Genomic DNA, 25,828 nt, shown 5'->3' on the forward strand with positions numbered 1-25,828 from the left:
CTCGTCGGGGAGGGAGGGAAGGGGAGGGGGTGGGGGGGGAGGCACTTCACCGGGCCCGGACGGAGACCGTGGCTGGGCCCTCGTTCGCCGCGTTTCATATAGCGCAACTATCTTCGCTATGAGCAACGACGACCAAACTGTCTCCTCGGGGACACCCACTGTCAAGAGGTTGGTCGCGGCGACTTGCCCGCCCCCCCTCGCCGCCTCCCCCTTCCCTGACCGGGACGGTCCGTGCGAGCATGCGGGCGACTGGTTCCAGCCAAGGTCACGGCACTCGTCCCACCCCTCGGAACCGCCGGGGCGACTGCGTATAGTTGCACCATGAGCAACTACGCGGCAGAGGGCGCAACAACGGCTCCCGCGGTGAACGGCGTGCAGTCCGTCGACCGTGCCGTCAGCGTCCTGGAGATCCTCGCCCAGCGCGGCGAGGCCGGGGTCAGCGAGGTCGCCGCCGAGATCGACGTCCACAAGTCGACCGCGTTCCGTCTCCTCGGGGCGCTGGAGGCACGCGGACTGGTCGAGCAGACGGCCGAGCGGGGCAAGTACCGGCTCGGCTTCGGCATCGTGCGGCTCGCCGGCGCCGTCACGGGCCGGCTCGACATCACCCAGCAGGGAAGGCAGGTCTGCGAGCGGCTCAGCGAGGAGATCGGCGAGACCGTCAACATCGCCGTGCTCCAGGAGCACTACGCGGTCAACCTCCACCAGGTACGCGGCCCCGGGGCGGTCGGCACCCACAACTGGGTCGGCCAGCTCACCCCCGTGCACGCCACGTCCAGCGGCAAGATCCTGCTGGCCCACCTCCCGGAGCGGGAGCGGTCCGAGGTGCTGGAGGCGTCCGGACTGCGCAAGCTGACCCCGCACACGCTGACGGCCAGGGCGAAGCTGGAGAAGGCGCTCAGCGAGGCGCGCGAGCGCGGGTACGCGGTGACGCTGGAGGAACTGGAGATCGGGCTGCACGCCATGGCGGCCCCGATCCGCTCCCGCGAGGGCGAGGTCGTCGCCGCGCTCAGCGCCTCCGGCCCCGCCTACCGCTTCACCGAGGAACGCATACGGGAACTCGTGCCCGTCCTGACCCGGGGCGCGGCGGAGATCAGCCGCAGGATGGGCTATCTGGGCTGACCGCCCACGAGGGACGGCGCCCCCAGCGGAGCACGCGCCGTCTCGGCGCCCCAACGGGCCGTCACCCGTACCGCGTCCAGCGTCGAGGCGACGTCGTGCACCCGCAGGCACCAGGCGCCCTGCGCGGCGGCGAGCACGGACACGGCGGTGGTCGCCGCGTCACGCCCCCGTGCCGGGCGCGGTTCCCCCGTCGCCCGGTCCGCCAGCAGCCGCCCCAGGAACGCCTTGCGGGACGCCCCGACCAGAACGGGACGGCCCAGGGCGCGCACCTCCCCGAACCGCCCCAGCAACTCCCAGTTGTGCTCGGCCTGCTTGGCGAAGCCCAGCCCGGGGTCGACGATCAGCGAACCGGCCGGCACGCCCGCCTCCAGAGCCGCGTCGATCCTCAGCCGCAGTTCGTGGAGCACCTCCTCGACCACATCGCCGTAGACGGCGTTCGCCTGCATCCCGGCGGAGTGTCCCCGCCAGTGCATCAGCACGTACGGCACACCCGCCTGGGCCATCAGGGGCAGCATCGCGGGATCGGCGAGACCCCCCGACACGTCGTTGACCAGCCGTGCGCCCGCGTCCAGCGCGCGGGCGGCGACCTCGGCCCGCATGGTGTCGACACTGACGACGGCGCCCGCCGCCGCGAGACCCCGGACGACGGGCAGCACCCGTCGCAACTCCTCCTCGACCGGTGGACGCACCGCACCGGGCCGGGTCGACTCCCCTCCCACGTCCACGATGTCCGCGCCCTGCTCCAGCAGGGCGCGGCCGTGGGCCAGGGCCGCCTCGGCGGTGAAAGCGAGCCCGCCGTCGGAGAACGAGTCGGGCGTGACGTTCACGACGCCCATGACCAGCGTCCGTCCGGGCCTCGGCAGCCCGTACGGGTGCAGGTCGGGCGTGCCCGGGTGCGCGGGCGGGCCCGGGGCGCGGGCCGCGACGGTCACCGGCCGCCGGCCTTCGACGGTCCGGCTCTCGACGCGCTGACAGGGACTCGCATGGCTCAGACGTACTCCGTCGCCGCGTCGAGCAGCCAGTCCACCAGATAGCCGGCGAACGACGAACGGACCAGGACCCAGAAACCGTCGCCGGGCTCCTCCCGCGCGACCAGGACGACCTGGGCGCGGGCCAGGGTGGTCTGGGCGCAGCGGCCGGGCCCGAAGGCCCTCGGGTGCAGGTCCAGCGCGCAGCCGTGGGCCAGCAGGTCGCGGGCGGCGGCGCCCGCGACGAGGACCGTGGTGCGCTGCGCGGAGACGTCGGTGACGGAGACCGGTTCCTCTCCGGCGGCCTCCCGGATCCGGCTCTCCAGCTCGCGCGCGCCGCCCGGCGGCCCCACGAGCAGCCACTCGTCGGGGCCGAGCCACAGCGCGGTCAGCTCCCCCGCGCGGGCGACGGTGTCGGGCTCCAGCGGCAGCGGGAGGCCCAGCGCGAGGCCGACGGCGTCCGCCGCGGCCCCCTTGGCGTCGAGACGTACGTCGAGCTGGGTCAGGAAGGGCAGTTCGGCGAGCCTGAGCCTGCCCCCCGAGGTGCGGGTGGCGGCGGCCAGCCTGTCGGCGGCCCCCGACAGGGGGCTGCGGGGCCGGGGGGTCGGGGCGGTGTCAGCCATCGCGGCGGGCTCCCTCGGGGTCGTAGAGGACGGGGCTGGCGACGGTCACGGGGACCAGCCGGTCGCCCACGGGGGCGTACAGCCGCTCGCCGATGCGGTCCCGGCCGCCCTTGACCAGGGCGAGTGCGAAGGTCCGGCCGAGGGCGGCGCTGCGGTAGCTGGAGGTGACGTGGCCGAGCATCGGGACGGGCGGGGCCGGCAGCACGCTGTCGGCGACCAGGTGGGTGCCCTCGGGCAGGAAGTCGCCCGGGTCCTCGGGGAGGAGGCCGACCAGGTGCTTGCGGTCGGGCCGGACGGTGTCGGGGCGGGCGTAGGACCGCTTGCCGATGAAGTCCGACTTCTTCTTCGAGACCACCCAGCTCATCCCGAGGTCCTGCGGGGTGACGGTGCCGTCGGTGTCCTGGCCGATGATGGGGTAGCCCTTCTCGGCCCGCAGGACGTGCATGGTCTCGGTGCCGTACGGGGTGATGCCGTACGGGGCGCCCGCCTCGTACAGCGCCTCCCAGAGGGTGAGTGCCTCCCACGGCGAGACGTTGATCTCGTAGGCGAGTTCACCGGAGAAGCTGATCCGGCAGACCCGGGCCTCGATGCCGGCGACGGTGGTCTCGCGCCAGGCCATGAAGGGGAAGTCCTCGTTGGCGACGGCGAGTCCGGGTGCGAGGGAGCCGATCACCTCGCGGGACTTCGGGCCGACGAGGGCGACCGTGGCCCACTGCTCGGTCACGGAGGTGCAGTGGACCTTCAGTTCGGGCCACTCCGTCTGGAGCCACTCCTCCATCCAGTCGAGGACGGTGGCGGCGTTGCCGGTGGTCGTGGTGACCAGGAAGCGGTCCTGGGCCACGCGGATGACCGTGCCGTCGTCGAAGACCATGCCGTCCGGGCGGCACATGACGCCGTAGCGGATCATGCCGACCTTCAGGGTGCTCATCATGTTGGTGTAGAGCAGGTCGAGGAAGACACCGGCGTCCGGTCCCTGCACATCGATCTTGCCGAGGGTGGAGGCGTCCATGAAGCCCACGCCCTCACGGGTCGCGGCGCACTCGCGGAGCACGGCGGTCTCCATGTCCTCGCCGTCCTGCGGGTAGTACCAGGGGCGCTTCCACTGGCCGACGTTCTCGAACAGCGCGCCGTGCCCGACGTGCCATTCGTGAATGGCGGTTGTGCGGACCGGGTCGCTGAGCACACCCCGGTCGCGGCCCGCGAGGGCGGCGAAGGAGACCGGTGTGTACGGCGGGCGGAAGGTGGTGGTGCCCAGAGCCGAGACGTCCACGCCGAGGAGTTGGGCGACGGCACCGCTCGCCAGCACGCCGGAGGTCTTGCCCTGGTCGTTGGCGGTGCCGGCCGTGGTGTACCGCTTGGTGTGCTCCACCGAGCGCAGGCCTGCGCCGGTCGCGCGGGCCAGGTCGGCCACCGTGACGTCGCGCTGGAGGTCGACGAACTTGGGGGCGTCCGAATCGCCCGGGACGACGTACACGTGCATCGACGGCGTCGGGGCGGGCCGCGCGGCCACCGACGGGAGGCGGGGCGCCTCGGCCGTGTACCCCTCGGCCTCGATCGCACGGGCACCGGCGGCGGCGCCCTGGGCGAGGACATCGGCCGGGTCGAGGAGACCGCTCGCGCTGCCGACGACCTCGACCGCCTGACGGCCGGTGTCGGGCACGAAGGAGCCCAGCACCTCGTCGTGGCGCAGTTTGCCGCCGGACTGGCTGAACAGGTGCGCCACCGGGTTCCAGCCGCCGGAGACCAGCAGCAGGTCTGCGGCGAACTCCCGCTGCCCGGCGGACTCGCCGTACGGGGCGACGGTCACGGAGGTGAGGCGGGGCTCGCCCTCGGTGGCGGTGACGGCGTGCCCGGCCAGGACCTCGATGCCGGCGGCCGTGGCGCGCTCGGCCCACTCCCCCGGTTCGGGGCGGGTGTCGACGATCGCCGTGACGGCCAGACCTGCCGAGGCGAGGTCCAGGGCCGCCTCGTAGGCGCTGTCGTTGGTGGTGAGGACGACCGCGTGACGGCCGGGCAGGGCGCCGTGGCGGTTGACGTGGGTGCGGGCCGAGGAGGCCAGCATCACGCCGGGGCGGTCGTTGTCCGCGAAGGCCAGGGAGCGTTCGTGGGCGCCGGTCGCGAGGACGACGCGGCGGGCGCGGATGCGCCAGACGCGTTCCCGGGAGACGTCCGCGGGCGCCGCGCCGCCGAGGTGGTTGGTGCGGCGTTCGACGGCGAGGAGGTGGTTGTCGTCGTAGTAGCCGAAGACGGTGGTGCGGCGCAGGACGCGGACCTCGGGGGCGGCGTCGAGCAGTGCGGCGGTCTCGCCCACCCAGTCGAGGTGTTCGGCGGTGCCGAGGAGGCTGCCGCCGAGTTCGGGCTGGTCGTCGGCGAGGATGACGCGGGCGCCGCTGTTCGCCGCCGCGGCGGCCGCCGCGAGACCGGCCGGGCCCGCGCCGACGACCAGCAGGTCGCAGTGCGCGTGGACGGCGTCGTAGCGGGCCGGGTCGGGTTCGGTGGCGAGACGGCCCTGGCCGGGGAGACTGGTGGCGACCAGGCCGTCGTAGAGCTCGACGGTGGTCGCGGGCAGCATCGGCTCGGGGAAGGGTTCCTCGATCTGGATGACCGCGTTGGGCTCTTCGACACCGGCGGAGAAGATGCCGCGGGGACGGCCGAGCTTGATGCTGGTGCCCGCCTGGATGACGCCGTTGGCGAGGAGGGCGGAGGCGAGGGTGTCGCCCCGGTGGCCCCGGTACTCGACGCCGTCGAAGGTGAAGCTGAGGGTCGTGTCGCGGTCGACGCGGCCTCGGGTGGGGTGGCGGAACGGTTGAGTTGTCTCGCCCCCGCCGCCCCTACCCGTCCCGTCCCCGGGGGCTGCGCCCCCGGACCCCGCGTCGGCCTGAACGGCCTCGTTCTCAGACGCCGGACGGGCTGGGGGTACCGAGCCGGGCCGGGATGTGAGCCCCTCGGGAGTCGCCGGGCGTTCCTCGCCCGAGCGGTACACCGACAGGATCTCGTTCGACGAGGTGTCGCGGACCGCGTTGAACCAGCGGCGGCAGCCCGCCGCGTGGCTCCAGCGCTCGGCGAACGGACCCTTGGTGTTGTCGCGGAAGAAGAGGTAGCGGGCCCACTCCTCGTCGGTGAGGGCCGAGGGGGTCTCGGGGTAGGCCACGTGGGCCTGACCGCCGTAGTGGAACTCGGCCTCGTCGCGGGGCCCGCACCACGGGCAGGTGATGAGCAGCATGGTTGGGCTCCCTAGTGGGCCACCGCGGCCGCGCCGTGCTCGTCGACGAGCGCGCCGGTGGTGAAACGGTCGAGCGAGAAGGGGGCGTTGAGGGCATGCGGGGTGTCGTGGGCGATGGTGTGGGCGTAGACCCAGCCGACGCCCGGGGTGGCCTTGAAACCACCCGTTCCCCAGCCGCAGTTGAGATAGAGGTTGTCGACGGGGCTCAGCCCGATGATCGGCGAGGCGTCGGGGCTGACGTCGACGATGCCGCCCCAGGTGCGCAGCACGTGGGCGCGGGCGAAGACCGGGAAGAGCTCCAGGGCCGCGGCCATCTGCTCCTCGATGATGTGGAACGCGCCGCGCTGGGTGTACGAGTTGTACGCGTCGATGCCGGCGCCCATCACCAGCTCGCCCTTGTGCGCCTGGCTGACGTACACATGGACGGCGTTGGACATCACGACCGTGGGGTGCACCGGCTCCAGCAGCTCGGAGACCAGGGCCTGCAACGGGTGGCTCTGGACCGGGAGTTGGATGCCGGCCATGGCGGCGAGGACCGAGGTGTGGCCCGCCGAGCAGAGCGCGACCTTGCCGGCCGCGATACGGCCCCGGGTCGTCTGCACGCCGACGACGCGGTTGTCGACCACGTCCAGGCCGGTGACCTCGCAGTTCTGGATGATGTCGATACCGGCCGCGTCGGCGGAGCGGGCCAGCCCCCAGGCCACGTGGTCGTGCTTGGCGATGCCCGCGCGCGGCTGGTAGGTGGCGCCGAGAACCGGGTAGCGCACGTCCTGCGAGATGTTGACGATCGGGCAGACGTCCTTGACGCCGTCGGCGTCGAGCCACTCCGCGTCGACGCCGTTGAGGCGGTTGGCCTCCACGCGGCGCACGCTGTCGCGGACGTCCTGGAGGCTGTGCGCGAGGTTCAGCACACCGCGCTGGGAGAAGAGGATCGGGTAGTCCAGCTCCTCCTCCAGTCCCTCCCAGAGCTTGAGGGCGTGCTCGTAGATGCCGGCGCTCTCGTCCCACAGGTAGTTGGAGCGGATGATCGTGGTGTTGCGGGCCATGTTGCCGCCGCCGAGCCAGCCCTTCTCCAGCACCGCGACATCGGTGATGCCGTGGTTCTTCGCCAGATAGTGGGCGGTGGCCAGGCCGTGGCCGCCGCCGCCGACGATCACCACGTCGTACGACTTCTTCGGCTCGGGGTCACGCCACAGCCAGTCGGGGTGCTCCGGGAGGTCTGCGCCTGGGGTACGGGGGCTCATCGGACGTCTCCGTCTTCCGAAAGGTGCGGATGCTGCGGGTACGGGGGGACGTGGGCGTTCATACGGCGGTGGCGTTCCTCTCGGCGGCCTCGACGACGTTGGCCAGCAACATCGCGCGGGTCATGGGGCCCACTCCGCCGGGCATCGGCGCGATCCAGCCGGCGACCTGGGCGGCGTCCGGGTGGATGTCGCCGACCAGGCCCTGGTCGGTGCGGGTGATGCCGACGTCCAGGACGGCCGCGCCGGGGCGCAGCATGTCCTTGGTGATCAGCCCGGGTGAACCGGCCGCCGCGATGACGATGTCGGCCTCGCGGGTGTGCCAGGCGAGGCCCTTGGTGCCGGTGTGGCACAGGGTGACGGTGGCGTTCTCGGAGCGGCGGGTGAGCAGCAGGCCGATGGGGCGGCCGACCGTGATGCCCCGGCCGACCACACAGACCCGGGCGCCGGCGAGCGGCACCTCGTGGCGGCGCAGGAGTTCGACGATGCCGCGCGGGGTGCAGGGCAGCGGGGCGTCGACGCCGAGGGTGAGCCGGCCGAGGTTGACCGGGTGCAGTCCGTCGGCGTCCTTGGCCGGGTCCATGCGTTCCAGCACGGCGTTGGCGTCGAGGTGGCGCGGCAGCGGGAGCTGCACGATGTAGCCGGTGCAGGCCGGGTCGGCGTTCAGCTCGTCGATGACGTCCTCGACCTGTTGCTGGGAGGCGTCGGCGGGCAGGTCGCGGCGGATGGAGGCGATGCCGACCCGGGCGCAGTCGCGGTGCTTGCCGGCGACGTAGGCGTGGCTGCCGGGGTCCTCGCCGACCAGGACGGTGCCGAGGCCCGGCGGGCGGCCGCCGCCGGCGGTCAACTTGGCCACGCGCTCCGTGAGTTCGCGGCGGATGTCGGCGGCGGTCGCCTTGCCGTCCAGCAGCTGTGCGTTCACCGGCGGTGTTCCTTCCCTCTGCGGTCGTGGCCGGGTGTCAGCCACGGAGGCGGGACATGGTGGGGTCGAACAGGGGCTCCTCGGTGACGACGGCCTCGACGCGCTGGTCGAAGTAGCCGATGTGCAGCACGGTCCCGGGTTCGTCGAGTTCCGTGGGGAGCCAGGCGTAGGCGATGCCCTTGCCGATGGTGTAGCCGTAGGCGGCGCTGGTGACGTAGCCGACGGGGCGGTCACCGTCGAAGACGGGTTCCTTGCCGAGGACGACCGACCGGGGGTCGTCGATGACGAGGCAGGTCAGCTTGCGCCGGACGTTCTCCTTGCGGCGCAGCAGCGCGTCCTTGCCGATGAAGTCGTCCTTGTCGAGCTTGACGGCGAAGCCGACGCCGGCCTCGTAGGGGTCGTGCTCGTAGGTCATGTCGGTGCCGAAGGAGCGGTAGCCCTTCTCCAGGCGGAGGCTGTTGAAGGCGCCGCGCCCGGCGATGACGCCACCGAGCGGCCTGGCCGCCTCCCAGAGGGTGTCCCAGAGCTTCTGGCCCTGGTCGGCGGTGGTGTAGATCTCCCAGCCGAGTTCGCCGACGTAGCTCAGGCGCATCGCGGTGACGGGCACCGAGCCGATGTACGCCTGCTTGGCGCGGAAGTACTTCAGGCCGTCGTTGCTGAAGTCGGCGTCGGTGAGGGGCTGGAGGACCTTGCGGGCCAGCGGGCCCCACAGGCCGACGCAGCAGGTGCCGGGGGTGATGTCACGGACCTGGACCGTGCCGTCGGCGGGGAGGTGGCGGGTGATCCAGTCCAGGTCGAGGTTGCCGTTGGCGCCGATCTGGAAGGTGTCGCGGGCGAGCCGGGCGACGGTGACGTCGCTGCGGATGCCGCCGTCGTGGTCGAGGAAGAGGGTGTAGGTGACCGAGCCGACGGACTTGGCGACCTTGCCGGTGCACAGGCGCTCCAGGAGGTCGGCGGCGCCGGGACCGCTCACCTCCAGGCGCTTGAGGGCCGTCATGTCGTACATCGCGACGGTCTCGCGGGTGGCCTGGGCCTCGGCGCCGACGATCGGGGACCAGTACTGCGCGGCCCAGTCGCCCGGGGTGGGGATGGAACGGCCCTCGACGAGGGCGGCGTTGGCCTCGTACCAGTGCGGGCGCTCCCAGCCGCCCGCCTCCAGGAAGAAGGCGCCGTGCTCCTTCTGCCGGGCGTGGAAGGGGCTGGTGCGGATCGGGCGCGGATCCCCGGAGGGCTGGAGGGGGTGGAGGATGTCGTAGACCTCGACGAAGTTCTGGCAGTCGCGGGCGAGGACGTACTCCGGGGAGAGCTGGTGCGGCTCGAACCGGTTGACGTCGCACTCGTGCAGGTCGAAGGAGGAGCAGTAGCCGTCGACCAGCCATTCGGCCATGGCCCGGCCGACTCCGGCGGAGTGGGTGACCCAGACCGCCTCGGCGACCCAGAAGCCCTTGACGTCCTGGGACTCGCCGAGCAGCGGGAAGTTGTCGGTGGTGAAGGAGAACAGGCCGTTGATGCCCTCCTCGATGTCCGCCTCCTTGGTGGAGGGGAGCAGCGACTGGGTCTCGGTCCAGGCGTCGGCGAAGTCGTCCTCGGTGAACTTCAGGACCGACGGCATGCCGGCGGCCTCGTCCACGGAGAGGATGTCGTCGGCGGTGATGGGCATCGGGCGGTGGCCGTAGTAGCCGATGCCGATGCCGTCGAAGCGGTCGCGGTAGTAGAGGTCGGCGTCCTGGTGGCGCAGGATCGGCCGGATCGCCTCCTCGGTCTGACCGGCGAGGGCCGGGATCGGGCCGGTCCAGGCGAGCTGGTGGGCCAGCGGGGTCAGCGGGAGGTTCATCCCGACCATGCGGGCGATCTTCGGGCCCCAGATGCCGGCGCAGCACACGACGATGTCGGCGGGGATCTCGCCCTGGTCGGTGAGGACCCCGGTGACCTCGCCGTCGGCCTTCAGGACGTCGAGGACCTCGTGGCGGGCCAGGAAGGTCACGCCGCGCTCGGTGGCCCGGCGGATCTGCGCCTCGACGGCGAGGACCGCCTTGGCGAGGCCGTCGGTGGGGACCAGGAGGCCGCCGAGGACCTTGTCGCGGTCGACCAGCGGGTGGCGCTCGACGCACTCGTCCGCGGTGAGCAGACGGGACTCGATGCCCCAGGCGGTGATCCAGCCGTGGCGGCGCCGCAGTTCGGTCAGGCGCTCGGGGGTGGTGGCCACTTCGAGGCCGCCGACCTGGAGGAAGCAGGGCTTGCCGTCCACGTCGAGGGAGCAGAACTTCTCGACGGTGTACCGGGCGAGCTCGGTCATCGTCTTGGAGGAGTTGGTCTGGAAGACCAGGCCCGGGGCGTGTGAGGTGGAGCCCCCGGTGGCGGGCAGCGGGCCCTGGTCGACCACGGTCACCTCGGTCCAGCCTCGCGCGGAGATCTCGTCCGCGAGAGCCGCTCCCACGACCCCCGCTCCGATGATGACCACTCGGGGTCCCGCCATCGCCGCACCTCCGCCTTGTTGACCGGTCGAGCCGATCGAGTTGCTGTTTACGCAACGCGATTCAGGTTGCGCAACTCAATGTGCCTTCCGCGCAGGTGGGTGTCAAGGGTCCCGGGACCTCGGAAAACGGGCCGGAGAAGAAGCCGTGGAAGAGGCCGGCGAAGAGGCCGGAACACGACGATGCCCGGTGGGCGGCGCGCAACCCGCGCGCACCGCCCACCGGGCATTTCTCCGACCGGATTCCCGCGTCCGGCCCCGGCCGCTACTTGAGCCAGGCGTCCACCTTGACGCGGTTGTCCTCGACCCACTTCTTCGCCGCGGCCTCGGGGGTCATCTTGTCCACCGCGATGTACTTGGCCACGATGTTCTGGTCGTCGTTGGTCCAGCTGAAGTTCTTCACCAGGTCATAGGCCGGGCTGCCGGACTCGGCGAACTTCTTGCTGACGATCTTGTCCAGCGTGTAGACGGGGTAGTCGCAGTCGACCTTCTCCGCGTCGGCGTCGCAACCCGCCTTGTAGTCGGGCAGCTTGACCTTCACCAGCGGCACCTCGGACATGAACCACTGGGGCTCGTAGAAGTAGCCGATCACCCATTCCTTGTTCTTCTCCGCCTTGCGGAAGGTCTGGATGAGGGCGGTCTCGCTGCCCGCGTACACCACCTTGTAGTCCAGGTTCAGGTTCTTGACCAGGGCCTCGTCGTTGGTGACGAACGACGGGTCGCCGTCGAGGAGCTGGCCCTTGCCGCCGGACTCGGACGTCTTGAACTTCGCCGCGTACTTGTTCAGGTTCTTCCAGTCGGTGATGTCCGGGTGCGCCTTGGCCAGCCACGGCGGCACGTACCAGCCGATCAGGCCTTCGTTGCCGGTCGCGCCGGCGTCCACGGCGGTCTTCTGGTCGGTGATGTACTTCTTCTTCAGGTCGTCGTGGCCCCAGTTCTCGACGACCGCGTCCACCTCACCGGTCCCGAAGCCCTGCCAGGCGATCTCCTCCTTCAGGTCCTTCTTGGTGACCTTGCAGCCGAGGTCGGTCTCCGCCACGTAGCCGATGACCGCCGCGTTGGCCTCGTAGCCCACCCACGGGTTGACCGCGAGGTTGAAGGTGCCGCACTTGGCGGAGCCGCCGGAGTCGCCCGCCTGCGCGGAGTCGTCACCGACCTTCGCACCGCCGCACGCGGTGAGGGTGAGACCGAGGACCGCGATACCGGCCGCGCCGGCTCTCCATCGTCTTGCTTGCCTTGCCATGGTCTGTGCTCCTTATGCGCTGGTTCGCCGCGCCGCGGCCTGAGTGATGCGGTCGAACATGACTCCGAGAAGGACGATGGCCAGCCCTGCGGCGAGCCCCTTCCCGAACAGTTGGCCCTGCGAGAAACCGGCCACGACGTCGTAGCCGAGGGCGCCGGCACCTACCAGGCCGCCCACCACAACCATCGACAGCACGTAGATCAGACCCTGGTTCGTGGCGAGAGTCAGGGCGCCGCGTGCCATCGGCAGCTGGACCTTGGTGATGATCTGCCAGGTGTTGCACCCGGCGGAGGTGGCCGCCTCCACGGTCGTCGCCGGCACGTTCCGCACCCCGTCCGCGATGATCTTCATCGCGACGGGGGCCGCGTAGACGATCGCGGCGACGATGGCCGTGAAACGGGTCGCGCCGAAGAGCGCGAGGAACGGCACCAGATAGACGAACGGCGGCATGACCTGTGCCGCGTCCAGGCTCGGCCGCAGCATGCGGTCCACCAGCCGGCTGCGGCCCATCCACACGCCGAAGCCGACACCGAGCAGCATCACGAGGACGGTGGCGACCACGGTCGACGCCAGCGTCGTCATGCTGTCGGACCACACCCCGGTGGCGACCAGCAGCCCCACGCACACGGCCGTGGTGACACCGGCCCGCACGCCGCCGAGGACGACACCGAGCGCGATCAGCACGGCGCCGACGAGCCACCACGGGGAGTCGGTGAGCAGCGACTGGAACGGGTTGAGCAACCCGTTGGTGATGAGGTCGCGGACGGTGTTGGTGACGCCCGAGAGGTTGTCCTGCACCCAGGTCGTCGCGGTGTCGGCCGCGCTCGCGATGGAGCTGCCGACACCGCCCTCGCCGGGGAACTCCGCCGCCCACACATAGGTGTGCGACATGAAGACCAGGACGGCCGTGACCGCCGCGCCCGCGCCGAGCAGCGGCCGCCGCCAGGCGAGGAACCGGTTCTTCGAACGCCGGGCCTCCTCCTCGCGGGTGCTGGCCGCGGTCGTGACCCGGTCGAGGACGATCGCCATGACGACGATGGACAGGCCCGCGTTGAAGGCCGTGCCCACGTCGAGCGACTGCAGCGCCTGGACGACGGTCTTGCCGAGGCCGGGAGCGTCGATCAGGGCCGCGATGGTCACCATGGCCAGGGCGGCCATGATGGTCTGGTTGACGCCCATCACCACGGTCCGCTTGGACATGGGCAGCAGCACCTTCAGCAGGGCCTGCCCGCGCGTCGCCCCGAGGGAGTCGGCGGCCTCCACGGTCGTCTCCGGCACGGTCCGGATGGCGTGCGCGGTGATGCGGATCGCGGGCGGCGCCGCGTAGATCACGGTCGCGATCGTCGCGGAGGCTCCGCCGATGAGGAAGAACAGGGTCAGCGGGGCCAGGTAGACGAAGGTCGGCATCGTCTGCATGAAGTCCAGCAGGGGCGTGATGATCCGGTTGACCCGGTCCGACAGCCCCGCCCACACGCCCAGCGGGATCGCGAACAGCAGCGCGACGAACACCGCGGAGACGGTGAGCGCCAGGGTGTCCATGCTCTCCTGCCACAGCCCCTGGAGGCCGAGGAAGGTGAAGCCGGCCACCGCCAGCAGCGCGACCCGCCAGTTGCCGAACGCCCAGGAGACGTAGCCCGCGATGCCGACGACGCCGAGCCAGCCGATCTGCGGCAGGGGGCGGTCGGCGGAGGGCTGGGAGATCAGCTCCTGCACGAAGGTCACCAGGGTGTCGATGACCAGGCGGATCTCGTTGAAGAAGTACAGGAACAGGGGGTTGGAGTTGCGGTTCGCGCCGATGGAGTCGTTGACGTCGTTGAACCACCGGTGCAGATCGGTCAGGTCCGCAGCTCCGAGGGCGAGGGTCTGCTTGCCGCGCAGGACGACGAAGAGCACCAGCCAGCCGAGCAGGATCGCACCGATCACCATGGACCGGCTGACGCGGCGGGGTTCCGGGGCCGGGGCGGGCTCCTCGGCGGGCCGGATCTTCTCCGGTCTGCCGGGCGGCTCGGTCTTCTCCACGACGACGGTCATCGCGCGCCGCCTTCCTGTCCGGCGACCACGGCGAGGATCTCCTCGTCGCCGACGATGCCGAGCAGCTTGCCGTTCTCGACGACCTTGACCGGCTTGTCGGCGGCGAGCACCGCCCGGGTGGCCTCCTTGACCACGACGTCCGGTCCGAGCTCGGGGCCGTCCAGGGCGTCGCCGTCCTCCAGCGGCCGCATGATCCAGCGCAGGGTGAGCACGTCGCCGCGCGGTACGTCCTTGACGAACTCGCGCACGTAGTCGTCGGCCGGGGCGCCGACCAGCTCGTCGCCGGTGCCGCACTGGACCATCTTGCCGTCGCGCATGATCAGGATGCGGTCGCCCAGCTTGAGGGCCTCGGAGAGGTCGTGGGTGATGAAGACCATCGTCTTGCCGACCTCGTGGTGCAGCCGGATGACCTCGTTCTGCATGTCGCGGCGGATCAGCGGGTCGAGCGCCGAGAACGGCTCGTCGAAGAAGAGCACGTCCGGGTCGCCGGCCAGCGCGCGGGCCAGTCCGACCCGCTGCTGCATACCGCCGGAGAGCTGGTCGGGGTAGGACTTCTCGTAGCCGGCGAGGCCGACCAGTTCGACGACCTCCTGGGCCCGCTTGACGCGCTCGGACCTGCCCATGCCGCGGATCTCCAGCCCGAAGGCCACGTTGTCGACGACCCGGCGGTGGGGCAGCAGCCCGAAGTGCTGGAAGACCATGGAGAACTTGCGGCGGCGCAGCTCACGCAGGCGCCTGTCGTCGGCCTGGCGGATGTCCTCGCCCTCGAAGACGACCTCGCCCGCGGTGGGTTCGATCAGCCGGGTCAGACAGCGCACCAGGGTGGACTTGCCGGAGCCGGACAGGCCCATGACGACGAAGACCTCGCCGGGCGAGACGTCGAAGTTCACGTCGCGCACGGCGGCGGTGCAGCCGGTGCGGTCCATCAGTTCGCGGCGGGAGAGCCCGCACAGTTCCTCGGACTCCGGCACCCGGTCGGCCTTCGGCCCGAACACCTTCCACAGCCTGCGCACGGAGATGACCGGGGTGGGACCCGAGTCCTGGGGCGTGCCGCGCCGCTGCGGCACCTCGGTCTGGGTGGTCATGTTCGACCTTCTTTCGGCGTTCAGCCGCTGAACCAGCGCTGCGGCCGGGGTTGGATGTTCTGCCAGATGTGCTTGGGCTCTCGGTACTCGTTCAGGCCGGTCGGTCCCAGCTCCCGGCCCACACCCGAATGCCCGAAACCGCCCCATTCCGCTTGCGGCACATAGGGGTGGTAGTCGTTGATCCACACCGTGCCGTGGCGCAGCCGCCGGGCCACCCGCTGGGCCTTGCCCGCGTCCTGCGTCCAGACGGCCCCGGCCAACCCGTACTCGGTGTCGTTGGCGATGCGTACGGCGTCGTCCTCGTCGGTGAAGCGTTCCACGGTGAGCACGGGTCCGAAAGACTCCTCGTGCACCACGCGCATGTCCTGTCGGCACTCGTCGAGGACGGTGGGCAGGTAGTAGTGGCCGTCCGCCAGCGCGGGGTCCTCGGGCCGGGCGCCGCCGCAGCGCAGCACGGCTCCCTCGGCGAGGCCGGAGGCGACGTAGGCCTCGACCTTCTCCCGGTGCTGCGCGGAGATCAGCGCCCCGGTCTCGGCCTCGGCGTCGTAGGGGCCGCCGAGCCGGATGAGCCGGGCGCGGCGGACCACCTCGTCGACGAAGCGGTCGTGCAGGGAGTCCTCGACGATCAGCCGGGCACCGGCCGAGCACACCTGGCCGGAGTGCAGGAAGACGGCCGTGAGGGCGAAGTCCACGGCCGTCTCGAAGTCGGCGTCGGCGAAGACGACATTGGGGTTCTTGCCGCCCAGTTCCAGCGCGACCTTCTTCACGGTCGCGGCGGCGGTGGCCATGATCCGTCTGCCGGTGTCCAGGCCGCCGGTGAAGGAGACCAGGTCGACGCGGGGGTCCTCGGAGAGCGGGGCGCCCACCTCGGGTCCGGCGCCCAGCACCAGGTTGGCGGTGCCGGCCGGCAGCCCGGCCTCCTCCAGCGCCCTCATCAGCAGGATGGAGGTGGAGGGGGTGAGTTCGCTGGGCTTGAGGACGATCGTGTTGCCGGCCAGGAGCGCCGGGGCGACCTTCCAACTGGCTTGCAGGAGCGGGTAGTTCCAAGGGGTGATCAGTGCGCACACCCCGACCGGCTCGTAGACGACCCGGCTGACGGCGTCGTCGCGGCCGGTGTCGATCACCCGGCCGGCGTCGGTGCCGGCGAGTCCGCCGTAGTAGCGGAAGCAGGAGACGACATCGGCGATGTCGTACTCGCTCTCCACCACCCGCTTGCCGGTGTCGAGCGACTCGGCGCGGGCGAAGCTCTTGGTGTCGCGCTCGATGATGTCGGCGGTGCGCAGCAGCAGTGCGCCGCGCTCCCGCTCGGGGGTGCCCGGCCAGGGGCCGGTGTCGAAGGCCTCCCGGGCCGCGGCGATCGCCGCCTCGGTGTCGGGGCGCGTTCCTTCCGAGACGGTCGCCGCGAGCGTGCCGTCAGCGGGACATCGGATCTCCCGGTGACCGCCGGCCACCGGAGCCCGCCATTCGCCATTCACATACAGGTCTGCCACGCGCCGAGCCTTCCGACTGAAATTCGTTGCGCATCGTGCACCCGATTGCTTGTGATGGAACACCCTGGCTGCTGGTCAGACGGACGTCAAGATGTTCGCCGATGACGATTTGGCCATGTGACCACTTACCCGCCCACCCTTGACCGCAAGCCACGGCGACCCGACCATGTTGCGTATCGCTCACCTTGTTGTGCAATACGCACCGACGGAGGCCGCCGTGTCCATGAGGTTCCCCCGACCGCAACCTGGCCGTGAGTTCGTTCTGACCCTTTCCTGCCCCGACAGTGCCGGGCTGGTCCACGCCGTGAGCGGCTATCTCGTCAGGAACTCCGGAAACATCCTGGAAAGCCAGCAGTTCGACGACCGACTTCAGGGCCGCTTCTTCATGCGGGTCCACTTCGACGTCTCCGACCCGAACGTGGACCTGGAGGGCCTGCGGTACCGCTTCGGCCCCGTCGCCCAGGCCTACGGCATCTCGTGGTCCCTCAGCGACGCCTCCACGCCGACCCGGACCCTGATCATGGTGTCCAAGTTCGGGCACTGCCTGAACGACCTGCTCTTCCGCCAACGGGCGGGTGCGCTCAACATCGAGATTCCCGCGATCGTCTCCAACCACCGGGAGTTCGAGAAGCTCGCGGAGACGTACGACATCCCCTTCCACCACGTGCCGGTGACCCGGGAGACCAAGCCCGAGGCCGAGGCACGGCTCCTCGAACTCGTCCGCGACCTGGACATCGACCTGGTCGTCCTGGCCCGCTACATGCAGATCCTCTCCGACGACCTGTGCAAGGAGCTGGAGGGCCGGGCCATCAACATCCACCACTCCTTCCTCCCCAGCTTCAAGGGTGCGCGCCCCTACGACCAGGCCTACGACCGCGGTGTGAAGCTCGTCGGCGCGACGGCGCACTATGTGACGTCGGACCTGGACGAGGGCCAGATCATCGAGCAGGACGTGGTCCGGGTGGACCACTCGCTGGACCCCGGGGCGCTGGTCACGGTCGGCCGGGACGTGGAGGCCCAGGTGCTCGCGCACGCGGTGAAGTGGCACAGCGAGAGCCGGGTGATGGTGGAGGGCAACCGCACGGTCGTCTTCCGCTGAGCGGTACCGCCTCCGTATACGAACGCCGGACGGGCTGAGCCCGTCCGGCGTTCGGCGTTCGGTCCTCGGTGGTGCGCTCAGCCCTCCAGCCGGTCCAGCAGGGACTGACGCCACCTCTCCGTCTCCGCGATCTGGTTGAAGGTGAACAGGTGCAGCCCCGCCACCCCGGAGGCGGGGTCGGTGAGGGCGTTCTCCGCACGCGTGAGCAGCTTCTCGGGCGAGTAGCCGCCGGGCGCGGCGAAGCGCACGAACCACGACGCGTGCTTGGTGAGGAAGCGGGTGGACTCCCCCACGCCGATCTTCGTCGCCATCGCCAGCAGTTTCGCGCGCTGCACGGGCCCGGCGACGCCCACATGGACCGGCAGGGCCACCTCCCGGCGCCGTACGCGGACGAGCCAGTCGCCGAGGACCCGCGGGTCGAAGCAGAGGTTGCTCACGATGTACGTGGCGTGCTCGCGCTTGTCCCACATCGCCTGGACGGTGATGTCGTCGTGGATGAGCGGATGGCTCTCGGGATATCCGGTGACGCCGACATGACTGAACGGCCCGCCCTGTTCGCTCAGCCGGCGCAGCACCGGCAGCGCCCCGTCGTAGGGCCCGGCCGGCGGGTCGGCGTCGCCCGCGGGCACGAACACGTCGTCCACGCCGGCCTCGCGCAGCCGGCCCGCGACCTCCTTCAGGTGCAGGTCGTCCCGCAGGAGCCGGGCCGGGACGTGCGGGACGACCCGGTAGCCGTGCGCGGCGAGCCGGCCCGCGAGGTCGAGGGTGGGTTCCAGGCCCTTGACCGGCGACGCCGTCACGGTGACGACGACGTCGCGCGGGACATGGGCGAGGACCTTCTCCTCGGTGGCCTTCGCGGGCAGCACCTCGTAGCGCACCGTCTTCAGCAGTGCACGCAGCCCCGTGACGCCCAATGTCTACTCCGCCTGCTTCTGGACGTCGCGGTGGCGGTAGTACGCGGCCTTGGACGCCGGCAGCGGCTCCTTGCCGAGGATCAGGTCGGCGGCCTTCTCGGCGATCATCATCACCGGTGCGTAGATGTTGCCGTTGGTGACGTAGGGCATGACAGAGGCGTCGACCACGCGCAGACCCTCCACGCCGTGCACGCGCATGCTGGTGGGGTCCACGACGGACATCTCGTCGGTGCCCATCTTGCAGGTGCAGGAGGGATGCAGGGCGGTCTCGCCGTCCTTGGCGACCCAGGCGAGGATCTCCTCGTCCGTCTCGACGGACGGTCCGGGCGAGATCTCCCCGCCGTTGTAGGGAGCGAGCGCGGGCTGGTTGAGGAGCTTGCGGGCCACCCGGATCGCCTCGACCCACTCCCGGCGGTCCTGCTCGGTGGAGAGATAGTTGAAGCGCAGGGCGGGGTGCTGTCGCGGATCCTTGCTCTTGATCTTCACCGAGCCGATGGCGTCCGAGTACATGGGCCCGACGTGCACCTGGTAGCCGTGGCCGCCGGCCGGCACCGAGCCGTCGTAGCGGACCGCGATCGGCAGGAAGTGGAACATCAGGTTGGGGTAGTCGACGTCCTCGTTGCTGCGGGCGAACCCGCCGGCCTCGAAGTGGTTGGTGGCGGCCGGGCCCTTGCGGAAGAGCCACTGGAGCCCGATGAAGGGCGCGCGCCACTTCGCCAGGTACGGCTGCATGGAGACGGGCTGCTTGCAGGCGTACTGGATGTAGACCTCCAGGTGGTCCTGCATGTTCTCGCCGACGCCCGGGAGATCATGAACGACGTCGATGCCCAGCGCCCGCAGTTCATCGGCGTTGCCCACGCCGGAGAGCTGGAGCAGCTGCGGGGAGTTGATCGCGCCGCCGCAGAGGATGACCTCCTTGGCGCGGACCTGCTTCGGGGCGCCCTTGCCGCGCTGGTACTCCACGCCGACGGCCGTCTTGCCCTCGAAGAGGACACGGGTGACGAGGGCGCGGGTGGTGACGGTGAGGTTGGGACGTCTGCGGACGGGCTTCAGGTACGCCTTGGAGGCCGAGAGCCGGCGGCCGCGGTGGACATTCCGGTCGAACTTGGCGAAACCTTCCTGTCGGTAGCCGTTGACGTCGTCGGTGGGGGCGTAGCCCGCCTCCTCGGTGGCCTTGAGGAAGGCGCCGAAGAGCGGGTTGTCCGCCGGGCCGCGTTCCAGGACGAGGGGGCCGTCGTGACCGCGGAACTCGTCGTCCGGGTCGGCCGCGAGACAGTTCTCCATGCGCCGGAAGTACGGCAGACAGTGCGCGTAGTCCCAGGTCTCCATGCCCGGGTCGGCTGCCCAGCGCTCGTAGTCCATGGGGTTGCCGCGCTGGAAGATCATGCCGTTGATGCTGCTGGAGCCGCCCAGCACCTTGCCGCGCGCGTGGTAGACGCGCCGGCCGCCCATGTGGGGCTCGGGCTCGGACTCGTACTTCCAGTCGTAGAAGCGGCTGCCGATCGGGTAGGTCAGCGCCGCGGGCATGTGGATGAAGACGTCCCACGGGTAGTCCGTCCGGCCCGCTTCCAGGACCAGGACTCGGTTCGCCGGGTCGGCGGACAGCCTGTTTGCCAGTGCACTGCCCGCGGAACCACCACCGACGATGACGAAGTCGTACTGCACAGGAGCCATGGTGCCTCGTCTCGCTCGCGCCGTAGATATGCGAGGCATGCTAGACCGGTAGCGTGATACGCACCAGGTTGCGAACCACGCAACTTCGGGAACTTCGTTTCGCGGCGGTTACTTGCAGATGTGTTGTTTACTGCGCGTATAGTTTCACTGTGAGCAACTACAGCCTTGACACGGAAACGTCGAATTCACACGCCGGAGCGGGCGGTGTGCAGTCGGTGGACCGCGCCATCAGCGTCCTGGAGATCCTCGCTCAGCGCGGCGAAGCAGGCGTCAGCGAGGTGGCGGCGGAGATCGAGGTGCACAAGTCCACGGCCTTCCGCCTCCTGGGCGCCCTGGAGGCACGCGGTCTGGTGGAACAGGCGGGCGAACGCGGCAAGTACCGGCTCGGCTTCGGCATCGTGCGGCTGGCCGGCGCGGTCACGGGGCGCATCGACATCACCCAGCAGGGCCGCCCCGTCTGCGAGCGGCTGGCCGAGGAGATCGGCGAGACGGTCAACATCGCCGTGATGCAGGAGCATTACGCGATCAACCTGTACCAGGTGCGTGGACCGGGGGCCATCACCGCGCACAACTGGGTGGGCCAGCTGACCCCCCTGCACGCCACGTCGAGCGGCAAGATCCTGCTGGCCCACCTTCCGGCGAAGGAACGCGCCGCGGTGCTCTCGGACTCGGGCATGAAGAAGGTCACCCCGCACACGATCACCGCGAAGACGAAGCTGGAGAAGAACCTCGCCGCGGCACGGGAGCGGGGTTACGCCTTCACCCTGGAGGAGTTGGAGATCGGTCTGCACGCGATGGCCGCACCGGTTCGCAACCGGGACGGCGAGGTCATCGCGGCCCTCAGCGCCTCCGGACCCTCCTACCGATTCACCGAGGAGCGTCTGCACGAGATGTCCCCGGTGCTGGTCAAGGGCGCTGCCGAGATCAGCCACCGGATGGGGTTCCTGGGCTGATTCACCCCTGAGAAGTCCCGAGGCGCTCGTTCACCCAGTCGTGGAACGCGCCGATGTGGTGCTCGCTGGGCACCAGCACACCGCCCTTGGCGTACATCCGGGAGCTCATGCCGGGCTGGGTCCGCTCGCAGGCCTCGAAGTCCTGGAGGTTGACCCGGTCGAAGAGTTCCACGGACCGGCTGACGTCCTTGCCGCTCTCGACGACGTGCGGCAGGTAGAGCCAGTCGCACTCGACGATCGTGCGGTCCACGGAGACCGGGTACATCCGGTGGAAGATCACGTGGTCGGGCACGAGGTTGATGAACACCTGGGGCTTGACGGTGATCGCGTAGTAGCGGCGGTCCTGGTCCTCGGCCACGCCCGGGATGCGGTCCAGCCCCTCGGAGCCGTCGACGGTGAACCCCTGCACCTCCTCACCGAACTCCGCGCCGTGGCCCACGTAGTACTGAGCGGCGTACCCGTCCGCGAACTCCGGCAGCACCTCGGTCAGTTCGGGGTGGATCGTGGCGCAGTGGTAGCACTCCATGAAGTTCTCGATGATGAGCTTCCAGTTCGCCTTCACGTCGTACGTGATCCGGCGCCCCACGGACAGGTTGTCGATGTCGTACCGCTCGATCGACTCGACGTCGCCGAGGCGGGCGACGACCTCACCGATGACGTCCTCCTCGAAGGACGGCGGGTTCTCCGCGAGACAGACCCAGACATAACCGAGCCATTCGCGCACGGCGACGCTCACCAGGCCGTACTCGGTACGGCCCACGTCGGGCATCTTGGTGAGGTTGGGCGCCGCGACGAGCTTGCCGTCCAGGCCGTAGGTCCAGGCGTGGTACGGACACTGGAAGGCCCGCTTGACCTCGCCGGCCTCCTCGGTGCAGAGCTTGGCCCCGCGGTGCCGGCAGACGTTGAAGTACGCGCGGATCGAGTTGTCCCTGGCCCGGGTGACGAGGATGCCCTCACGGCCCACGTCGACGGTGCGGAAGGCGCCGGGCTTCGCCAGCTCGGAGGCGCGCGCCACACAGAACCACATGGTCTCGAATATGTGCTCCTGCTCCTGGGCGAAGACCACCGGATCGGTGTAGGAGGAGCCGGGGAGAGTGGCGATCAGGCTGTCGGGCAGACCGGTCGAGGTCACGGGGCACTCCTCGGGGAACGTCGCGGAGGGGTGAGGCGGACGCCGGGAGGAACGCCTCCGGACGGCGTTGTGCATGGAGCAACGCTGCGCGCTGTGGGCAACCGCAGCATGGGGTGACGCCGGGGCGGTGTCAAGACGTGGTGGCGGCCAGCTCCTTGCGCACCCGCATGAACAGCCGAGGCTGGTTCATTCCGAGCACGGCGACCGGGCGGCCGGCGCGCCGGTAGACGGCGAGCACGTCACGGTCGTCGACCGCGCCCGCCTCGACGGTGACGCTGTCCGCTTCGGCCGCGTGGCCGGCGAACTGGATACGGACGCCGTACTGGTCCGACCAGAAGTACGGCGGCCTGGGTACGCCGGGCTCGACGGCGCCCCCCGCCAGCAGGGTGGCGACGGCGGCCTCCGGCCGCTCACGTGCGCCGGTCCAGTGCTCCACGCGGCGGTGGTGACCCGCGCGGGGGTCGTACCAGTTGGCGCAGTCGCCGACCGCGACCACTCCGGCGAGGCTGGTCCGGCCGTCGGCGCCGCACTTCACGCCGTTGTCCAGCGCGATACCGGAACCGGCCAGCCACTCCACGCACGGCCGGGCCCCGACGCCGACGACGACGATGTCGGCGGGGATGCTGCGGCCGTCCTCCAGCAGGACTGCGTCGACCCGGTGCTCGCCGCTCAGGCCCTTGACCCCCACGCCGCACAACAGGCGTACCCCGTGGTCGGCGTGGAGACCGGAGACGACGGCGCCCATGGTGTCGCCGAGCGGGCCGGCCAGCGGGGTCGAGGCCGCCTCGACGACGGTCACCTCCAGGCCGAGGGTGTACGCGGTGGAGGCGACCTCGGCGCCGATGAAACCACCGCCGATCACCACCAGGCGTCCGCCGCGGGCCAGTTCGTCCCGCAGGGCACGGGCGTCGTCCAGGGTGCGCAGGGTGTGCACTCCGGCGAGGCCCTCCGAGCCGGGCAGGGCCCGCGCGACGGCACCGGTGGCGATGACGAAGCCGTCGGCGCGCACCTCATGTCCGTCGGCGAGGCGGACGGTGCGCGCGGCGTGGTCGAGTCCGGTGGCGCGGGCGCCGAGCAGCCACTCGGCCGCCAGGTCCTCGCCGTCCGTCTCCAGGGCGAGTTCGACCTCGCCCAGGGTGCCGGCCAGGAACTCCTTGGAGAGCGGGGGCCGGTCGTAGGGGCGGTGCAGCTCGTCGCCGATGACCACCAGGCGCCCGTCGTAGCCCTGCTTGCGCAGGGAGCGCGCCGCCGACAGGCCGGCGAGGGAGGCGCCGACCACGGCGACGGTCCTCACGCGGGCCCCCCGGCGAGCCTGGCGGAGATGCAGGGCGGCAGGTTCGGGGCGTCCGTGGAGAGCCGGACGTAGATCATGCCGTCCTCGACGACGACCTCGTGCGTCCGCACCGGCAGCTTGGCAGGCGGGGAGTCGACCGCGCCGGTGCGCAGGTCGAACTTGGAGGCATGCAGCGGGCATTCCACCTCGCAGCCCTCCAGCCAGCCGTCGGCGAGCGAGGCGTCCTGGTGGGTGCAGGTGTCGTCGATGGCGAAGACCTCGCCGTCGTCGGTGTGGAACACCGAGACCGGCGGGTCGGTGTCGAGCCGGAAGGCCTCACCTCGCGGGAGATCCGCGAGACGGCACGCGGGAATCATCATGACACCTCGGGTGCATATAGCGAAACGGATTGCGGTAAGCGCAACATCAGTCTGGGGTCGCCCCGAACCCTTGTCAAGGCATCCAGAGGGCCCCTGTGGGCCACTTCTTGCGTTGCGACATCCACAACTCGCCTCACATAGAACAACGCAAGCCCGGCGGGGTCGTGGCCGCGCGAAGCGGTGCCACGACCCCGCCGGGCGGCGGGTGCGCAGGACTCAGACGGTGGAGGCGGTGGACTGCGCGGAGTCCTCCTCGGCCGGCCGGGGCGGCACGGACTCGGTGCCGTCCGCGGACGCGGCGGGGCCGATACGGAGTTCGAAGTCGCCGTCGTACTTCTCGTGGCCGGCGATGACGGCCGTCTCGATGGCCTCCTTGCCCATGCGTCCGCGGATGATGAGCGGATCGTGGCGCAGATCCCGGTTGAGCGCGATGCACAACCCGATCATCACGAGGGTGAAGGGTGCCGCGGCGAGGATGGTGAGGTTCTGCAGTCCGGTGAGCGCGTCGCCCTTGCCGCCGCCGATGAGCAGCATGACGGCGGCGACCGCTCCGGTCAGCACGCCCCAGAACACCACGACGCCCCGGGACGGTTCGAGGCAGCCCCGCTGCGAGAGCGTCCCCATCACGATGGAGGCGGCGTCGGCGCCGGAGACGAAGAAGATACCGACGAGGATCATGACGACGATGCTCGTCACCGTGGCGATCGGGTACTGCTGGAGCACGTCGAAGAGCTGCCCCTGGGCGGTCGCGGCGTCGTTGAGACGACCGGAGTCCTGCAGGTGCATCGCCGAGCCGCCGAAGACCGCGAACCAGAGCAGGCTGACGCTGCTGGGGACCAGGATGACGCCGCCGACGAACTGACGGATGGTGCGGCCGCGGCTGATGCGGGCGATGAACATGCCGACGAAGGGCGTCCAGGAGATCCACCACGCCCAGTAGAAGACCGTCCAGCCGGCCAGCCAGTCGGCGACACCCTCGCCGCTGGAGGCCTCGGTACGGCCCGCCATCTGGGCCAGGTCGCCGAAGAAGGCACCGATGGAGGTGGGCAGCAGGTCGAGGATGAAGATGGTCGGGCCGACCAGGAAGACGAAGAGGGCGAGCCCCACCGCCAGCACCATGTTGGTGTTGGACAGCCACTGGATGCCCTTCTCGATCCCGGAGACCGCCGAGGCGACGAACGCCACGGTCAGCACCGCGATCACGACGACCAGCAGTCCGGTGCCGACCGAGCCCAGCCAGCCCAGCCCGGTGAAGCCGCTGCCGATCTGGAGGGCGCCGAGCCCCAGGGACGCCGCCGAGCCGAAGAGGGTGGCGAAGATGGCGAGGATGTCGATGGCCCGGCCGGGCCAGCCGTTCACTCGCTTCTCACCGAGCAACGGGGTGAACACCGCGCTGATCAGCTGGCGACGACCGCGCCGGAAGGTGCTGTAGGCGATGGCGAGACCCACGACCGCGTACATCGCCCACGGGTGGAGCGTCCAGTGGAAGAGGGTGGTGGCCATGGCGGTCTCCATGGCCTGGTTGGCATCGGCCGGGTCGGTGCCCGGCGGCGGCGTGATGAAGTGGGAGAGCGGCTCGCTCACTCCGTAGAACATCAGGCCGATGCCCATGCCCGCGCTGAACATCATGGCGATCCACGACACCGTGCGGAACTCCGGTTCCTCCCCCTCCTTCCCGAGGGTGATCCGCCCGTAGCGGCTCATCGCCAGCCAGAGGGCGAAGACCACGAAGCCCGAGGCGGCAAGGACGAAGGCCCATCCGCCGTTGCGGATCGTTCCGTCCAACAGCTTCCCCGACACGCTCTCCAGCGTGTCGGTCGCCGTGGCTCCCCACACGACGAAGGCCAGGGTGAGGGCCGCGGCGACGCCGAAGACGACGAGGTCGGTCCGGGGGCGGGCGGTGGCCGCACCGCCTCCCGGGAGGTCCTCCCCGACGGGGAGACCTGGGCTCCCGTTCCGTTCGCGGGTTGTGCTCATCAGCTCGT

19 protein-coding genes are annotated in these 25,828 nt (G+C 70.5%); 3 read left to right on the top strand and 16 right to left on the bottom strand.

Annotation, left to right across the window (positions count from 1 at the left end; genetic code table 11):
- The first annotated feature begins 321 nt into the window (after positions 1-321).
- Positions 322-1,119: an IclR family transcriptional regulator gene (locus GWK25_RS25630; RefSeq protein ID WP_215453405.1), complete on the top strand. Its 798-nt coding sequence runs from the start codon at positions 322-324 to the stop codon at positions 1,117-1,119.
- Here the strand turns inward: GWK25_RS25630 and folP are convergent.
- The 10 genes from folP to GWK25_RS25680 form a co-directional block, all read right to left on the bottom strand.
- Entirely contained in the window at positions 1,107-1,955 is an 849-nt protein-coding gene (folP, locus tag GWK25_RS25635) for a dihydropteroate synthase (protein WP_215457567.1), read from the bottom strand. The two genes, GWK25_RS25630 and folP, sit on opposite strands and share 13 nt — an antisense overlap.
- 152 nt (positions 1,956-2,107) lie before the next feature.
- Complete coding sequence (locus GWK25_RS25640) at positions 2,108-2,710, bottom strand: sarcosine oxidase subunit gamma (protein WP_215453407.1); 603 nt, start codon at positions 2,708-2,710, stop codon at positions 2,108-2,110.
- On the bottom strand, positions 2,703-5,933 hold the full coding sequence (locus tag GWK25_RS25645) for a sarcosine oxidase subunit delta family protein (protein ID WP_215453410.1): 3,231 nt from the start codon (positions 5,931-5,933) through the stop codon (positions 2,703-2,705). The genes GWK25_RS25640 and GWK25_RS25645 overlap by 8 nt, the downstream gene beginning before the upstream one ends.
- 11 nt (positions 5,934-5,944) lie before the next feature.
- Positions 5,945-7,177, bottom strand: coding sequence for a sarcosine oxidase subunit beta family protein (locus GWK25_RS25650; protein WP_215453413.1), 1,233 nt, complete (start codon positions 7,175-7,177; stop codon positions 5,945-5,947).
- Between the two features lie 58 nt (positions 7,178-7,235).
- Complete coding sequence (locus tag GWK25_RS25655) at positions 7,236-8,096, bottom strand: bifunctional methylenetetrahydrofolate dehydrogenase/methenyltetrahydrofolate cyclohydrolase (RefSeq protein ID WP_215453416.1); 861 nt, start codon at positions 8,094-8,096, stop codon at positions 7,236-7,238.
- Positions 8,097-8,133: 37 nt separating this feature from the next.
- Complete coding sequence (locus GWK25_RS25660; protein ID WP_215453419.1) at positions 8,134-10,572, bottom strand: FAD-dependent oxidoreductase; 2,439 nt, start codon at positions 10,570-10,572, stop codon at positions 8,134-8,136.
- Between the two features lie 262 nt (positions 10,573-10,834).
- On the bottom strand, positions 10,835-11,812 hold the full coding sequence (locus tag GWK25_RS25665) for an ABC transporter substrate-binding protein (RefSeq protein WP_215453422.1): 978 nt from the start codon (positions 11,810-11,812) through the stop codon (positions 10,835-10,837).
- A gap of 12 nt (positions 11,813-11,824) precedes the next feature.
- A complete protein-coding gene (locus GWK25_RS25670) occupies positions 11,825-13,843 on the bottom strand; it encodes a proline/glycine betaine ABC transporter permease (RefSeq protein WP_215453426.1) in 2,019 nt (672 codons plus the stop codon).
- Positions 13,840-14,928, bottom strand: a complete 1,089-nt coding sequence (locus GWK25_RS25675) for a glycine betaine/L-proline ABC transporter ATP-binding protein (protein ID WP_215453429.1) — start codon at positions 14,926-14,928, stop codon at positions 13,840-13,842. Before GWK25_RS25675 ends, GWK25_RS25670 begins: the two co-directional genes overlap by 4 nt.
- A gap of 20 nt (positions 14,929-14,948) precedes the next feature.
- Positions 14,949-16,418: an aldehyde dehydrogenase family protein gene (locus GWK25_RS25680; protein WP_215453432.1), complete on the bottom strand. Its 1,470-nt coding sequence runs from the start codon at positions 16,416-16,418 to the stop codon at positions 14,949-14,951.
- 223 nt (positions 16,419-16,641) lie between these two features.
- On the opposite strand from GWK25_RS25680, the gene purU reads away from it, so the two are divergent.
- Positions 16,642-17,517, top strand: coding sequence for a formyltetrahydrofolate deformylase (gene purU, locus GWK25_RS25685; RefSeq protein ID WP_215453435.1), 876 nt, complete (start codon positions 16,642-16,644; stop codon positions 17,515-17,517).
- Between the two features lie 77 nt (positions 17,518-17,594).
- Here purU and GWK25_RS25690 read toward each other — a convergent pair whose 3' ends face one another.
- A complete protein-coding gene (locus GWK25_RS25690; RefSeq protein WP_215453437.1) occupies positions 17,595-18,431 on the bottom strand; it encodes a 5,10-methylenetetrahydrofolate reductase in 837 nt (278 codons plus the stop codon).
- 3 nt (positions 18,432-18,434) lie between these two features.
- On the bottom strand, positions 18,435-20,105 hold the full coding sequence (gene betA, locus GWK25_RS25695) for a choline dehydrogenase (protein WP_215453441.1): 1,671 nt from the start codon (positions 20,103-20,105) through the stop codon (positions 18,435-18,437).
- 206 nt (positions 20,106-20,311) lie between these two features.
- Between betA and GWK25_RS25700 the strand changes: the two genes are divergently transcribed.
- Positions 20,312-21,058 (top strand): IclR family transcriptional regulator, encoded by a 747-nt coding sequence (locus tag GWK25_RS25700; RefSeq protein WP_215457568.1) that lies wholly within the window; start codon positions 20,312-20,314, stop codon positions 21,056-21,058.
- Position 21,059: 1 nt separating this feature from the next.
- Here the strand turns inward: GWK25_RS25700 and GWK25_RS25705 are convergent, their stop codons facing one another.
- The 4 genes from GWK25_RS25705 to GWK25_RS25720 all read right to left on the bottom strand — a co-directional run bounded on the left by GWK25_RS25705 (position 21,060) and on the right by GWK25_RS25720 (position 25,820).
- A complete protein-coding gene (locus GWK25_RS25705) occupies positions 21,060-22,190 on the bottom strand; it encodes an aromatic ring-hydroxylating dioxygenase subunit alpha (protein ID WP_215453443.1) in 1,131 nt (376 codons plus the stop codon).
- A 130-nt stretch (positions 22,191-22,320) separates the two neighbouring features.
- On the bottom strand, positions 22,321-23,484 hold the full coding sequence (locus GWK25_RS25710; RefSeq protein ID WP_215453445.1) for an FAD-dependent oxidoreductase: 1,164 nt from the start codon (positions 23,482-23,484) through the stop codon (positions 22,321-22,323).
- Positions 23,481-23,843, bottom strand: a complete 363-nt coding sequence (locus GWK25_RS25715; RefSeq protein ID WP_086753106.1) for a bifunctional 3-phenylpropionate/cinnamic acid dioxygenase ferredoxin subunit — start codon at positions 23,841-23,843, stop codon at positions 23,481-23,483. The genes GWK25_RS25710 and GWK25_RS25715 overlap by 4 nt, the downstream gene beginning before the upstream one ends.
- A 216-nt stretch (positions 23,844-24,059) precedes the next feature.
- Positions 24,060-25,820 (bottom strand): BCCT family transporter, encoded by a 1,761-nt coding sequence (locus GWK25_RS25720; RefSeq protein WP_215453447.1) that lies wholly within the window; start codon positions 25,818-25,820, stop codon positions 24,060-24,062.
- Between the last annotated feature and the right edge of the window lie 8 nt (positions 25,821-25,828).

Origin of the sequence: Streptomyces sp. ATCC 21386 (assembly GCF_018728545.1) — a bacterium.
In the GTDB taxonomy this organism is placed as follows: domain Bacteria; phylum Actinomycetota; class Actinomycetes; order Streptomycetales; family Streptomycetaceae; genus Streptomyces.

Coding starts and splice junctions, on each gene's coding strand:
- GWK25_RS25660 (WP_215453419.1), bottom strand. CDS start 10,572: ATGGCGGGACCCCGAGTGGTCATCATCGGAGCGGGGGTCGTGGGAGCG.
- GWK25_RS25675 (WP_215453429.1), bottom strand. CDS start 14,928: ATGACCACCCAGACCGAGGTGCCGCAGCGGCGCGGCACGCCCCAGGAC.
- purU (WP_215453435.1), top strand. CDS start 16,642: ATGAGGTTCCCCCGACCGCAACCTGGCCGTGAGTTCGTTCTGACCCTT.
- GWK25_RS25630 (WP_215453405.1), top strand. CDS start 322: ATGAGCAACTACGCGGCAGAGGGCGCAACAACGGCTCCCGCGGTGAAC.
- betA (WP_215453441.1), bottom strand. CDS start 20,105: ATGGCTCCTGTGCAGTACGACTTCGTCATCGTCGGTGGTGGTTCCGCG.
- folP (WP_215457567.1), bottom strand. CDS start 1,955: ATGGGCGTCGTGAACGTCACGCCCGACTCGTTCTCCGACGGCGGGCTC.
- GWK25_RS25670 (WP_215453426.1), bottom strand. CDS start 13,843: ATGACCGTCGTCGTGGAGAAGACCGAGCCGCCCGGCAGACCGGAGAAG.
- GWK25_RS25640 (WP_215453407.1), bottom strand. CDS start 2,710: ATGGCTGACACCGCCCCGACCCCCCGGCCCCGCAGCCCCCTGTCGGGG.
- GWK25_RS25715 (WP_086753106.1), bottom strand. CDS start 23,843: ATGATGATTCCCGCGTGCCGTCTCGCGGATCTCCCGCGAGGTGAGGCC.
- GWK25_RS25720 (WP_215453447.1), bottom strand. CDS start 25,820: ATGAGCACAACCCGCGAACGGAACGGGAGCCCAGGTCTCCCCGTCGGG.
- GWK25_RS25650 (WP_215453413.1), bottom strand. CDS start 7,177: ATGAGCCCCCGTACCCCAGGCGCAGACCTCCCGGAGCACCCCGACTGG.
- GWK25_RS25645 (WP_215453410.1), bottom strand. CDS start 5,933: ATGCTGCTCATCACCTGCCCGTGGTGCGGGCCCCGCGACGAGGCCGAG.
- GWK25_RS25665 (WP_215453422.1), bottom strand. CDS start 11,812: ATGGCAAGGCAAGCAAGACGATGGAGAGCCGGCGCGGCCGGTATCGCG.